Origin of the sequence: Variovorax sp. PvP013 (assembly GCF_050435945.1) — a bacterium.
Classification (GTDB): domain Bacteria; phylum Pseudomonadota; class Gammaproteobacteria; order Burkholderiales; family Burkholderiaceae_C; genus Variovorax.
On record NZ_JBNDLF010000003.1, the window covers coordinates 64667 to 78140 of the forward strand.

The 13474-nt window shown below is 72.4% G+C and carries 10 protein-coding genes; 4 read left to right on the plus strand and 6 right to left on the minus strand.

Annotated features, from left to right (window positions below; genetic code table 11):
- The first annotated feature begins 19 nt into the window (after nt 1–19).
- From ABID77_RS10680 to ABID77_RS10690, 3 genes are all read left to right on the plus strand, one after another.
- Nucleotides 20–2752 carry a circularly permuted type 2 ATP-grasp protein gene (locus ABID77_RS10680; RefSeq protein WP_429594958.1) on the plus strand — a complete coding sequence of 911 codons (2733 nt, stop codon included), beginning with the start codon at nt 20–22 and terminating at the stop codon, nt 2750–2752.
- 3 nt (nt 2753–2755) lie between these two features.
- The gene (locus ABID77_RS10685; protein ID WP_429594961.1) at nt 2756–3739 is read left to right on the plus strand and encodes a transglutaminase family protein; all 984 of its coding nucleotides are present in this window, start codon (nt 2756–2758) and stop codon (nt 3737–3739) included.
- Nucleotides 3740–3836: 97 nt separating this feature from the next.
- Nucleotides 3837–4295, plus strand: a complete 459-nt coding sequence (locus ABID77_RS10690) for a RidA family protein (RefSeq protein WP_429594964.1) — start codon at nt 3837–3839, stop codon at nt 4293–4295.
- A gap of 93 nt (nt 4296–4388) precedes the next feature.
- Here ABID77_RS10690 and ABID77_RS10695 read toward each other — a convergent pair whose 3' ends face one another.
- Nucleotides 4389–5411 carry a 2-hydroxyacid dehydrogenase gene (locus tag ABID77_RS10695; RefSeq protein WP_429594967.1) on the minus strand — a complete coding sequence of 341 codons (1023 nt, stop codon included), beginning with the start codon at nt 5409–5411 and terminating at the stop codon, nt 4389–4391.
- Nucleotides 5408–6388: a sugar kinase gene (locus ABID77_RS10700; protein WP_429594969.1), complete on the minus strand. Its 981-nt coding sequence runs from the start codon at nt 6386–6388 to the stop codon at nt 5408–5410. Before ABID77_RS10700 ends, ABID77_RS10695 begins: the two co-directional genes overlap by 4 nt.
- 240 nt (nt 6389–6628) lie before the next feature.
- Between ABID77_RS10700 and ABID77_RS10705 the strand changes: the two genes are divergently transcribed.
- Complete coding sequence (locus tag ABID77_RS10705; protein ID WP_429594971.1) at nt 6629–7771, plus strand: MBL fold metallo-hydrolase; 1143 nt, start codon at nt 6629–6631, stop codon at nt 7769–7771.
- 130 nt (nt 7772–7901) lie between these two features.
- On the opposite strand, the gene ABID77_RS10710 is transcribed toward ABID77_RS10705, so the two are convergent.
- Genes ABID77_RS10710 through ABID77_RS10725 form a run of 4 tightly spaced genes read right to left on the minus strand, consistent with a single transcriptional unit; the run spans nt 7902 to nt 13398 of the window.
- Nucleotides 7902–8090, minus strand: coding sequence for a hypothetical protein (locus ABID77_RS10710; RefSeq protein WP_429594974.1), 189 nt, complete (start codon nt 8088–8090; stop codon nt 7902–7904).
- Between the two features lie 2 nt (nt 8091–8092).
- Nucleotides 8093–10489: a DNA topoisomerase IV subunit A gene (gene parC, locus ABID77_RS10715; RefSeq protein ID WP_429594977.1), complete on the minus strand. Its 2397-nt coding sequence runs from the start codon at nt 10487–10489 to the stop codon at nt 8093–8095.
- Nucleotides 10490–10499: 10 nt separating this feature from the next.
- Entirely contained in the window at nt 10500–11354 is an 855-nt protein-coding gene (locus ABID77_RS10720; protein ID WP_429594980.1) for a lytic transglycosylase domain-containing protein, read from the minus strand.
- 58 nt (nt 11355–11412) lie between these two features.
- The gene (locus tag ABID77_RS10725) at nt 11413–13398 is read right to left on the minus strand and encodes a DNA topoisomerase IV subunit B (RefSeq protein ID WP_429594984.1); all 1986 of its coding nucleotides are present in this window, start codon (nt 13396–13398) and stop codon (nt 11413–11415) included.
- Nucleotides 13399–13474 lie beyond the last annotated feature (76 nt).

The following is a 13474-nucleotide window of genomic DNA, read 5'->3' on the forward strand; positions in this document are numbered from 1 at the left end:
CGTTGACAATGCCAGCATCTTGGAACCGCACAACGAATCCCTCTTCGACGCGCACGCGCTGGAGTCGCCCGCGGCCCTGGTGGCCGCGCTCGCGCCGCCGCCGCCGGCCGGCCACTTCGACGAGCTGCGCGGCGCCGTCGCGCCGGCCGCCGAAGTGCCCGCCGATGGTGCGCGCAACGCGACGGCACCGCCGCTGCTCTACGACGCCCTGCAGCCGGGCGCGGGCACGCCCGCGGCGGGGTCGGTGGGTACGCCGGCAGGCGGACGGCCATCGCGACCCGATGCGCTCGCACCACCGTGGTGCCGCTTCTTCGAGAACCTGGGCGACGGCGGCTTCGCCGACCTGCCGCGTCGCGCCATCGGGCTGGAGCGCCAGATCCGCGACAACGGCGTCACCTACAACGTCTACGCCGACGCCGACGGGCCGCAGCGCCCCTGGTCGCTCGACCTCTTCCCGCTGATCATCTCGCCCGAGAGCTGGACCCAGATCGAGGCCGGCGTGCTGCAGCGCGTGCGCGTGCTCGACCGCGTGATGGCCGACGTCTACGGGCCGCAGGTGCTGCTCGCCGAGGGCCTGCTGCCCCCGGCGCTGGTGCGCGGCCATCCGGGCTACCTGCGCCCGATGCACGGCGTGAAGCCGCCGGGCGATACCTGGCTGCACATCGCCGCCTTCGACCTCGCACGCGGGCCCGACGGCAACTGGTGGGTGGTCTCCCAGCGCACGCAGGCACCCTCGGGCCTGGGCTACCTGCTGGAGAACCGGCTGGCCGTCTCGCGTCAGTTCCCGCAGGCCTTCGCCGGCCTGCAGGTGCAACGCCTGGCGGCCACCTACAGCGCCTTCATGGAAGGCCTGCAGGCGCTGTGTCCGGCCGGCTCGCCGCCGCACATCGCGCTGCTCACGCCCGGCCCCTACAACGAGACCTACTTCGAGCACGCCTACCTCGCGCGCTACTTGGGCGTGACCCTGGTCGAGGGCAGCGACCTCACCGTGCGCGACCAGCGCCTCTACCTCAAGACGCTGCAGGGCCTGCGCCCGGTGCACGGCCTCATCAAGCGGCTCGACGACGAGTTCCTCGACCCGCTGGAACTGCGTCCGGACTCCACGCTGGGCGTGCCGGGCCTGCTGCAGGCGATCCGCGCGGGCAACCTGCTGGTGGCCAACATGCCCGGCTCGGCGTTCCTCGAATCGCCGGCGCTGCTGGGCTTCCTGCCGGCGCTGGCGCGGCGCCTGATCGGCGAGAAGCTGCGCCTGCCGGCCCTGCCGACCTGGTGGTGCGGCGAGCGCGCGGCATTGGAGGCGGCCCTGCCGCAGCTCGACCAGGCGGCGATCAAGCCGACCTACGCCGGCAGCCGTACCCGCCACGGCTTCGAGGCCGTGCTGGGCAGCCGCATGGGCCGGCGCGAGCTCGACGAGTGGGCCGGGCGCATCGTGCGCCAGGGCGACGAGCACACCGTGCAGACCTATCTGCCGCTGTCGCAGATGCCGACCTGGGCGCCGGACGCCTCGCTCGGACGCATCGCGCCGCGCGCCATGCTGCTGCGCGTGTTCGCCGTCAGCGACGGCGCGCAGTCATGGCGCGTGCTGCCCGGCGGGCTGGCCCGGCTGGCCGGCGCCGACGCGCAGATCGCCTCGATGCAGCGCGGCGGCAGCAGCGCCGACGTCTGGGTGCAGACGCACGGCACGGTCGACCGCAGCACCCGGCTGCAGCCGCACGCCACGCCGGCCTCGCTCGCGCGCCACCGCGCGCCGGTCACCAGCCGCGCAGCCGAGAACATGTTCTGGCTCGGCCGCTACACCGAGCGCGCGGAGAACGCCGTGCGCCTCGCGCGCCTGGCGCTCGACCTGCTCGGCGGCGAGGACCAGTCGTCGGCGCCGATCCTCGAATGGCTGCACAAGCTCGCCCTGCGCAACGGCCTGGTCCCGCGCGAGGTGCCCTCGGTGACGCGCTCGCGCCGGGTGTTCGAGCGCGCCGTCATCGCCGACCTGGGCAAGACCGACACCGGCAGCGTCGGCTACACGCTGCGCTGCGTGCGCCAGGCCGCGGCCGCCGTGCGCGAGCGGCTGTCGCAGGACCACTGGAACCAGATCGTGCGCGCCGAGGCCGACTTCCTGCGCCGCTGCGCCGAGCTCGGCGGCGAGCCGCGCACGAGCGAGAACAGCTTCGCCAGCGGCGCCGCGCTGCGCACGCTGGAGGCCGCGAGCACCGCGCTGGCGGCCATGACCGGCGCCCAGACCGACCGCATGACGCGCGACGACGCCTGGCGGCTGTTGTCGATCGGCCGACACATCGAGCGTCTGGCCTTCCTGGCCAACGCCCTGGCCGCCGGCTTCGAGGACGCGGCGGTGCACGAGGTCACCGGCTTCGAGGCCGTCGTCGCCCTGTTCGACAGCACCATCACCTTCCACGCCCGCTACCAGCAGCGGCGCGACGTCGCCACGCTGGTCGACCTGCTGGTGCTCGACGGCGACAACCCGCGCTCGCTCGCCTGGGTCACGCAGACCCTGCGCGGGCGCATCGCCCGCCTCGCGGGCAGCGCCCCGGGCAAGCTCACCGCGCTGTCGTACGAACTTCCCGACCCGGCCGGCTGGACGCTGGAGGCGCTGTGCGATCCCGGTCCCGACGGCAGGTACGGCGCGCTGGTCAAGCTGTTCCGCACCTGCGAGACCGCCGCCTACCACGTCTCCGACGCCCTGGGCACGCGCTACTTCACGCTGACGTCCGAGTCGTCGGTGCGCTCGGTGGGGGTCTAGCCGGTGCTGCTCCACGTCACCCACGAGACGCGCTACGACTACACGCCGCCGGTCGAGACGGCGCAGCACCTGGCGCACCTCAAGCCCTGCGCCACGCCCTGGCAGCGCCTGATCAGCCACACGCTGACCATCACGCCCACGCCCGCGCAGTGCCGCGAGGTGCCCGACCTGTACGGCAACACGCGCGCCTTCTTCGCCCTCGAGTCGACGCACGACGAGCTGGTGGTCACGGCCGAGAGCCTGGTCGAGACCTCCGAACCGATGCTGTCGGCGCGCATCGCCCGCGACCTGCCCTGGGAGCGGGTGCGCGAGCGTTTCCGCTATGGCAAGCACGCCCGTTTCGACCCGGCCTCCGAGTTCGTCTTTCCGTCGCCCTACGTGCCGCGCCACGACGATTTCGCGGCCTACGCGCGCGCCAGCTTCGGCCCCGAGCGGGCGACCTTCGACGCCGCCATGGACCTCACGCGGCGCATCTACCGCGAGTTCAAGTACGACGCCAGCAGCACCGAGATCAACACGCCCGCCGTCGAGGCCCTGGCGCAGCGCAAGGGCGTGTGCCAGGACTTCGCGCACATCATGATCGGCTGCTTCCGCACGCTGGGCCTGCCCGCGCGCTACGTCAGCGGCTACCTGTTGACGCAGCCGCCGCCGGGCAAGGCGCGCCTGATCGGCGCCGACGCCTCGCACGCCTGGGTGTCGGTCTACCTGCCGGGCGAGGATCACCTGACGGGCGACTGGGTCGACTTCGACCCCACCAACGGCCGCCAGCCGGGCGAGGACTACGTCACGCTGGCCATCGGCCGCGACTACTCCGACGTCTCGCCGATGCGCGGCGTGCTCCACGGCGGCGCGCGCCACACGCTCGACGTCGGCGTGACGGTGCGGCCGCTGGCGGAGCTGCAGGCGCAGGGGTCGTCGCAATCGCAATCGCAGTCCCAGGCATCGGGCCCGAAGCCGCCGGGGTCCGGCGACGCCGAGCGTCGCTGAGCGCCGTCGGGCGCGGCGCCCTTGGCGTCTCGAGCGCCCTCCTTCCTTCCCGTCTTCTATCCTTGCCTCCTTTCTTCATCCACGAGGTTGTTCCACCATGAGCGTCTACGACAAACTGTCGCAACTCGGCATCTCGCTGCCCCCCGTCGCAGTGCCCGCCGCCGCCTACGTGCCCTTCGTTCGGACCGGCAACCTGGTGTTCCTCTCGGGCCACATCGCCCGCAAGGACGGCAAGCCCTGGGTCGGCCAGCTCGGCGCCGGCATCGCCACCGACGAGGGCCGGCAGGCCGCGCGCGCCATCGCCATCGACCTGCTGGGCACGCTGCACGCCGCCGTCGGCGACCTGAACACGATCACCCGCATCGTCAAGGTGATGAGCCTGGTCAACTCGACGCCCGACTTCACCGAGCAGCACCTGGTCACCAACGGCGCGAGCGAGCTGTTCGCCGAGGTCTTCGGCGCCGAGCGCGGCGCGCACGCGCGCAGCGCCTTCGGCGTGGCGCAGATCCCGCTGGGCGCGTGCGTGGAGATCGAACTGGTGGCCGAGGTCGGCTGACCCCGAGGCTCGCTCGCTGCGCGTCGCAGCGCCTAACCCCTTCCGGGGGCGACACCGGCGGCCCGGCGAAGCCGGTTCCGCGGTGTCCTCGGCTCAACCCGCGCTGGTGTCGTAGACGGCCCCGGGCCGCTCGCCGGCCAGGGCCTGCAGCAGGTTCGTCACGGCCAGCGCGGCCATGCCGTGGCGGGTCTCGTGCGTGGCCGAGCCGATGTGCGGCAGCGGCGTGACGCGCGGGTGCGTGCGCAGGGGCGAGTCGGCCGCCAGCGGCTCCTTGGCGAAGACGTCGAGCCCGGCCGCGCGCAGCGTGCCGTGGTCGAGCGCGGCCAGCAGGGCCGCCTCGTCGACCGTGGCGCCACGCCCGCCATTGACGAAGATCGCGCCCGGCTTCATGGCACCGAACACGCGCGCGTCCACCATGCCGCGCGTGCTGGCCGACAGCGGCAGCATCGCGACGACGAAGTCCGACTCCGCGAGCAGCGCGTCGAGCGGCGTGTGGAGGGCCTTGCCCTGCAAATCGGGCGCCTGGGCGGCGAGGTCGACCGGCCGGCGCGCGTGATAGCGCACCGGCATGCCGAAGCCCAGGGCCGCGCGCCGGGCGATGGCCTGGCCGATGCGGCCGAAGCCCAGCAGGCCGAGCGTCTTGCCATGGACGTCGGTGCCGAACAGGTCCTCCTCGATGTTGGCCGTCCAGCGGCCCTCGCGCACCAGCGTCGCCACCTCGACCACGCGGCGCGCGGTGGCCATCAGCAAGGCGAAGACGGCGTCGGCCACGGTCTCGTCGAGCACGCCGGGCGTGTGGCACAGCACGATGCCGCGCTCGCGCAGGGCGTCGAGGGCGTAGTTGTCGACGCCGACCGACACGCTGGAGACCGCCTCCAGCCGAGGCGCCGCGTCGATCAGCGCCCGGTCGACCGGGAAGCTCGATCCGATCAGGCCCTGGGCCTCGGTCAGCGCGGCGCGGAACGCATCGGCCTGGGCGGCGACGCGCGGGTTGGCGACGGTGACGTCGTGCGCCGCCCGCAGGCGCGCGAGCTGGTCGTCGGGCAACTCGCGGAAGACCAGCACCCTCTTGCGCGCTGCCGTCGCGGACGTCGTCGGGGTCGTCGCCGCGCTCACAGTCCGGCCTCCTCGAGTTGCGAGCGGGTCGGCAAGCCTTCGGTGTCGCCCAGGACCTGCACGGCGCGGGCGCCGATCCAGCTGCCGCGCCGCACGGCGTCGACCACGCCGCGTCCCTCCAGCAAGGCGCTCACCACGCCGGCGGCGAAGCCGTCGCCGGCGCCGACGGTGTCGACCACGCGCTCGACCGGGAAGCCCGGCACCCGGCCGGTGCCGCTGCCGCCGGCCGGGTCGCCGTCGTAGTAGGCGCCCTCGGCGCCCAGCTTGACGACCACCAGCCTGGCGCCGCGCGCGCGGTAGAAGCGCGCGATGCCCTCGGGCGTCGATTCGCCGGTCAGGATCAGGCCTTCCTCGATGCCCGGCAGCACCCAATCGGCGCGCGCGGCGAGGTCGTTGATGGCCGCGCGCATGGCCTCGGTCGAGGGCCACAGCGTCGGGCGCAGGTTGGGGTCGAAGGAGATGGTGCGGCCGGCCGCGCGCACGGCGTCCATGGCCGCGACGGCGGCGGCCAGGGTGGTCGGCGACAGCGCCGCGAACACGCCCGTGGCGTGCAGGTGGCGCGCCGAGCGCAGCCAGTCGACGTCGACGTCGGCCGGCGTCATGAGGCTCGCGGCCGAGCCCTTGCGGTGGTATTCGATCGGCGGGTCGCTGCCGTCGTCGACGCGGCCCTTGAACAGGAAGCCGGTGCGCTGGGCGGCGTCGCGCACGACGTGGGAGCAGTCCAAGCCCTCGGCGCGCATCGCGTCGACCAGGTAACGGCCCATCGAGTCGGTGCCCAGCCGGCTGGCCCAGCCGACCTTCAGGCCCAGGCGCGACAGGCCGATGGCGACGTTGGTCTCGGCGCCGGCGGTGCGCTTGTGGAAGGACTCGGCGTGCTCGATCGGCCCCGGCCGGTCGGCCACGAACATGAGCATGGCCTCGCCGAAGACGGCGACGTCGAAGGCGGCGGGGACGGGTGGGGAGGAAGCGGGACTCATGCGTGCGGGCTCCGGGCAGCGGCTGGATGGCGGTCAGGCAGTGTAGGGAACCGATGCCGGCGACGAATCGGGAATTTCCTCCGGGAAAAAGGAGCCATCGTCCGAGTCGGCCGGTCCGGGTCGCCGTGCAGGCTGGGAGCGCACACCGGATCGTCCCATGGCGCACGCGCGCCATTTCGCCACCGTGCGCTGCCCTCCGCCCCGTCCACCGACCATGCCCCGGCATCCAAGGAACCCGTCTTGCGCTCCCTCCATCGCCGACTTCGCCAGGACCCGGTACGCACGCCGTGGCGCCTCGGGCTTCTTTTGCTGGCCGCCGTGGCCGTCACCGGCTGCGCCGCCGGCGCGTCCGCCTGCAAGCCTCCCGTCACCCCCGGGAGCCGGCCCTCCGTCGCGCCCTTCTCCACCGAGGACTGCCGCTTCCGCAACCTGCCCAACCCGGAGGCCCGCGCCTCCCAGAGCGGCTGGAAGATCTGGACGCGCTTCCTGACCGTGAAGAAGGAAAACACCCGGCCGACCGAGCCGTTGCCGGTGCGCCCGGTGACCCGCGCGCAGCTCGACGCGCTCGACCCCGGCGCCAACCACCTGATCCGCCTGGGCCATTCGTCGGTGCTGCTCAAGCTGCGCGGCGCCTGGTGGCTGATCGATCCGATGTTCGGCGAGCGCGCCTCGCCGGTGTCCTTCGCCGGGCCGAAGCGCTTCCAGCCGACGCCCCTCGCGCTGGCCGAGCTGCCGCCGATCGAGGGCGTGATCCTCTCGCACGACCATTACGACCACCTCGACGTCGGCACCGTCGAGAGCCTGCGCGAGCGCGTGCGGCGCTGGTTCGTGCCGCTGGGCGTCGGCGCGCGGCTGCGCGAGATGGGCGTGGCGGCCGACCGCATCGAGGAGTTCGACTGGTGGCAGGCCGGCCGCCTGGGCGAGGTGCGGCTGACGGCGACGCCGGCGCAGCATTTCTCCGGTCGCGGCCTGTTCGACCGCGACCGCACGCTGTGGGCCTCGTGGGTCATCGAGAGCGGCGACCAGCGCATCTTCTACAGCGGTGACTCGGGCTACTTCCCCGGCTTCGCGCAGATCGGCGAGCGCTTCGGCGGCTTCGACATCGCGCTGATGGAGAACGGCGCCTACGACGCCTACTGGCCCTCGGTCCACATGCAGCCCGAGGAGAGCGTGCGCGCCTTCCGCGACGTGCGCGCCCGGGTCCTGCTGCCCCTGCACAACAGCGCCTTCGACCTGGCCCTGCACACCTGGCACGACCCGCTCGACCGCGTCGCCGACCTCGCCGCGCGCGAACGCATCGAGCTGGCGACGCCGCGGCTGGGGGAGGTGCTGACGGTCGGAACCGAACGCAGGAACGAGCGCTGGTGGAAGGACCTGGAATAGACCGACGCTCCGCGGCCTCTCGAGCGCCATGCCGGGACACCGCGGAACCGGCTCCGCCGGGCTGCCGGTGTCGCCCCCTCGCAGGGGGTGGGCGAGAGCGACACGCAGTGCGCGAAGCCTGGGGGTGAACCTACTTCTTGCGCTCCTTCGCGCGGCGCACCTGCCGGCTCTGGGTCGCTTCCTCGGCAGCACGTTCGCGCGCGGCGCGTTTGTCCTGCCGCTTGCGGCGCAGGTACCGGCCCAGCACGAAGCTGCCGACGCCGGTGAGCGAGGCCAGCACCAGGCCGACGGTGCTGAGATCGAGGCTCGCGAAGTTCATGGTCAGAGCACCCGCACGACGTTGGTCGGCTTGAAGCCCAGGTCGGCGGCCTTGCCCTTGCGCCCGCGCGGGGCGCGGGCGTTGTTCAGGGTGCGGATCTCCAGGGTCTCGTCGCGCTCCTTGCCACCGCGGCCGATGCCCTCGACGCGCACGCTGCGCGTGTAGGCGGCGGCACCGGCGAGGGTGTCCTTGGGTTCGAGGTCGATCAGCATCAGACCGCGTCCGCCCTTGGGCATGGCCTTGAGCTCGGCCATCTCGAAGGTCAGGATGCGCCCGCCGGTGGAGGCGCAGGCCACGTGCGTGGCCATGGGCAGCGGCTCGGCGCCGCTGGCGCCGCCGGCGAGCGCCGGGCGACACAGCTGCTCGCCCTCGCCGACGGCGACGAAGGCCTTGCCGGCGCGGTGGCGCGACATCATGTGCTCGATCTGCGCCGTGAAGCCGTAGCCGCCGGTGGTCGCCAGCAGCAGCAGCGCGCCGGCCGGGCCGGCGAAGCAGTGCGCCACGTGGGTGCCGCCGTCGAGCTCGATCAGCGTCGTCACCGGCTGGCCGTCGCCGCGCCCGCCGGGCAGCGAGGCCACCGGCACGGTGTAGACGCGCACGCCCTTGTCCTTGGCGGTGCCGAAGACCAGCAGCGTGTCGACCGTGCGGCACTCGAAGGCGCCGTAGAGCGCGTCGCCCGACTTGAAGCTGTATTCGGCCGGGGCCGCGCCCGGCTGCTGCGCCGCGCGCTCGCTGGCCCAGCCCTTCTGCGTGCGCACCCAGCCCTTCTGCGACACGATCACCGTCACCGGCTCGTCGAGCACCTTGACCTCGGCCACGGCGCGCTTCTCGGCCTGGATCAGGGTGCGGCGCGGGTCCTCGAAGGTCTTCGCGTCGGCCTCGATCTCCTTGATCATCAGGCGCCGCAGCGACGCCGGGTTGCCCAGGATCTCGTCGAGCCGACGCTGCTCGTCGCGCAGGTTCTTCAGCTCCTGCTCGATCTTGATGGCCTCCAGCCGCGCGAGCTGGCGCAGGCGGATCTCCAGGATGTCCTCGGCCTGGCGCTCGCTCAGGCGGAAGCGCTCGATCAGCGCCGCCTTGGGGTCCTCCGACGCGCGGATGATGGCGATCACCTCGTCGATGTTGAGCAGCACCAGCTGCCGGCCCTCGAGGATGTGGATGCGGTCGAGCACCTTGGCCAGGCGGTGCCGCGAGCGCCGCTCGATGGTCCTGGCGCGGAACGCGATCCACTCCTCCAGCATGCGGCGCAGCGACTTCTGCGTCGGCTTACCGTCGCCGCCGACCATCGTCAGGTTGATCGACGAGGAGGTCTCCAGCGAGGTCTGCGCCAGCAGCGTGGTGACGAACTCGTCCTGGCCGATGCGCGAGGTCTTGGGCTCGAACACCAGGCGCACCGCCGCGTCCTTGCTCGACTCGTCGCGCACCACGTCCAGCTGCGCCAGCACCAGCGCCTTGAGCTGGACCTGCTCGGCGCTCAGCGCCTTCTTGCCGGCGCGGATCTTGGGGTTGGTGAGCTCCTCGATCTCCTCCAACACCTTCTGCGTGCTCACGCCCGGCGGCAGCTCGTTGACCACCAGCTGCCACTGGCCGCGCGCGAGTTCCTCGACCTTCCAGCGCGCGCGCACCTTGAGCGAGCCGCGGCCGGTGCGGTAGGCGTCGGCGATGTCGCCGGCGCTGCTGATGATCTGCGCGCCGCCGGGGTAGTCGGGGCCGGGCACGATCGCGAGCAGCTCCTCGTCGGTGAGCTTGCCGTGGGTCTTGATGAGCGCGACGCAGGCGTCGGCGATCTCGCGCAGGTTGTGGCTCGGGATCTCGGTGGCCAGGCCGACGGCGATGCCGCTGGCGCCGTTGAGCAGCACGAAGGGCAGCCGTCCCGGCAGCAGCGCGGGCTCCTCGGTCGAGCCGTCGTAGTTGGGCACGAAGTCCACCGTGCCCTCGTCGATCTCGTCGAGCAGCAGGCTGGTGATGCGCGCGAGACGGGCCTCGGTGTAGCGCATGGCGGCGGCGCCGTCGCCGTCGCGGCTGCCGAAGTTGCCCTGGCCGTCGATCAGCGGGTAGCGCTGCGAGAAGTCCTGCGCCATGCGCACCAGCGCGTCGTAGGCGGCCTGGTCGCTGTGCGGATGGAAGCGGCCGAGCACGTCGCCCACCACGCGCGCGCTCTTGACCGGCTTGGCGCCGACGTTGCCGTTGGCGCCGCCGAAGCCCAGCCCCATGCGCGACATCGAGTAGAGGATGCGCCGCTGCACCGGCTTCTGGCCGTCGCTGACGTCGGGCAGCGCGCGGCCCTTGACGACGGACAGCGCGTATTCCAGATAGGCGGTCTGGGCGTAGTCGGCCAGGGTGAGCGCGTTGGGGTCGTCCGGGGGGGCCGGGAGGTCGAGCGTGGGTTGGTCGTCCATGGGTTCGGGGTCAGTCAGTCGATGTGTCGTTCGGTCGGTCGGCGATGGCGTCCACCGTGCTCGCGGCGCCGGCGAGCTCCATGCGCACGCGCTGCGGCGCCCGGCCGCCGCGCGCGGCGGTCGCGCCCGGCCGGACCGGGCCCGCCAGGGTCGCCACGGTGGCGCCGGGCTTGAGGTAGGCGTAGAGCTGCAGCACGGTTTTCACGTAGTTCTGCGTCTCGCGGTAGTCGGGGATGCGGTTGCCGGCGCGCTGCACGGCGCCCTCGCCGGCGTTGTAGGCGGCCAGGGCCAACTCGATGCTGCCCTGGAAGCGCGCGATCAGGTCGCGCAGGTAGCGCGAGCCGGCGGCGACGTTCACGCGCGGATCGAACAGCTTGTGTTCCTGCGTCGTGCGGGCGTCGCCGCGCACGCCGTAGCGCTCCGCGGTCGCAGGCATGAGCTGCATCAGCCCGCGCGCGCCCTTGGGCGAGACGGCCTGGGCGTCGAAGCCCGACTCGGTCGCCACCAGCGCCTGCAGCAATTCGTAGTCGATGTCGTGGGTGCGCGCGGCCAGTTGCAGCGCGGCCTTGGCCGAGCGGTGATCGGGCGAGGCCTCGAACAGCGCGAGCAGCGTCCGAGCGGCCGGCGCCACGGCGCCGGTGACGGCGGCACCGCCACCGGCCAGCGGCCCCAGGCCCTGCGCGGTGTCGAAGCTCTGCCCGCCGCGGAAGAACAGCCGGTAACGCGCGTCGAGCTTCTCGGCCGCGAAGTGCGCGACGCCCTGGGGGTCGACGTAGCCGTAGATGTCGGCCGCGAGCGCGGCGTGCTGCGCCAGCGACAGCGTGGCGGCGAGGAGGAGGGAACGCAGCAGGGTGTGGATCTTCACGTGGGGATTCGATGCAGGAACCGGGCCGATGGACGCCCGGCGCAGGGACATGACGGGGTCAGACGTCGATCTCGACGTCGTCCGCGCGCAGCTCCATCAGTTCGCGCCGCGCGGCGGCCTCGCCCTTGCCCATCAGCTTGGTGATCTCGCCCTGCGTGTCGGTGAAGCCGAAGCGGCCGAGCCGGACCTGCAGCAGGCGGCGGGTGTCCGGATTGAGCGTGGTTTCCCACAATTGTTCCGCGCTCATCTCGCCCAGGCCCTTGAAGCGGCTGATGCTCCAGGCGCCTTCGCGCACGCCGTCCTTGCGCAGCTTGTCGAGGATGGCGACGAGCTCGCCCTCGTCGAGCGCGTAGGCCTTGGACGCGGGCTTCCTGCCGCGCGCGGGCGCGTCGACGCGGAACAGCGGCGGCTTGGCGACGTAGACGTGGCCGGCCTCGATCAGCTTGGGGAAGTGGCGGAAGAACAGCGTCAGCAGCAGCACCTGGATGTGCGAGCCGTCGACGTCGGCGTCGGAGAGGATGCAGACCTTGCCGTAGCGCAGGCCGCCCATGTCGGGCGTGTCGGCGGGACCGTGCGGGTCGACGCCGATGGCCACCGAGATGTCGTGGATCTCGGTGTTGGCGAACAGCCGGTCGCGCTCGACCTCCCAGGTGTTGAGCACCTTGCCGCGCAGCGGCAGCACCGCCTGCGACTCCTTGTCGCGGCCCATCTTGGCGCTGCCGCCGGCGGAGTCGCCCTCGACCAGGAAGACTTCGTTGTGGGCGATGTCCTTGCTCTCGCAGTCGGTCAGCTTGCCCGGCAGCACGGCCACGCCGGAGCCCTTGCGCTTCTCGACCTTCTGGCCGGCGCGCTGGCGCGTCTGCGCGGCCTTGATGGCCAGCTCGGCGAGCTTCCTGCCGTAGTCGACGTGCTGGTTGAGCCACAGCTCAAGCGCCGGGCGCACGAAGCTCGAGACCAGCCGCACGGCGTCGCGCGAGTTCAGGCGCTCCTTGATCTGGCCCTGGAACTGCGGGTCCAGCACCTTGGCGCTGAGCACGTACGAGGCGCGCGCGAACACGTCCTCGGGCAGCAGCTTGACGCCCTTGGGCAGCAGCGAATGGAACTCGATGAAGCTCTTGACGGCGTTGAACAGGCCGTCGCGCAGGCCGCTGTCGTGGGTGCCGCCGGCGCTCGTCGGAATCAGGTTGACGTAGCTCTCGCGCACCGGCTGGCCGTCCTCGGTGAAGGCCACGCACCAGTCGGCGCCCTCGCCCTCGGCGAAGTTGTCGGCGTTGCGGTCGGCATGGCCGGCGCCCTCGAACAGCGGGATCACCGGCTCGCCGTGCAACGTCTGCATCAGGTAGTCGCGCAGTCCGCCTTTGTAGAGCCATTGCTGCTGGTCGCCGGACTTCTCGTTGACCAGCGTCACGGTCACGCCGGGCATCAGCACGGCCTTGCTGCGCAGCAGGTGCGTGAGCTCGCCCAGGGGCAGCGCGGGCGACTCGAAGTACTTCGGGTCGGGCCAGGCGCGCACCGTGGTGCCGAGCTTGCGCTCGCCCGCCGCGAGCGGGCGCACCACCAGCGGCTCGACCACGTCGCCGGCGGAGAAGGCCAGCTTCGCCACCGAGCCCTCGCGGTGCGAGGTCACCTCCAGGCGCGTGGACAGCGCGTTGGTCACGCTCACGCCCACGCCGTGCAGGCCGCCGGAGAAGCTGTAGGCGCCGCCCGAGCCCTTGTCGAACTTGCCGCCCGCGTGCAGCCGGGTGAACACCAGCTCGACCACCGGGGCCTTCTCCTCCGGGTGCAGGCCGAAGGGGATGCCGCGGCCGTCGTCCTCGATGCCGACCGAGCCGTCGGCATGCAGCACGACCCTGATCTTCTTGCCGTGACCGGCGAGCGCCTCGTCGGCGGCGTTGTCCAGCACCTCCTGGATGATGTGCAGCGGGTTGTCGGTGCGGGTATACATGCCCGGGCGCTGCTTGACGGGTTCGAGGCCCTTGAGGACGCGGATCGAGCCTTCGGAATACGCCGGGGGCGTGGAGGAGGTCTTGGGGGAGGTCGCCATGGGCGGATTGTAATGAGCGCGCGTTCGAGGGACTGGACATCCGTACAGTACCACCGACCCGCCACGGGGTCGATGC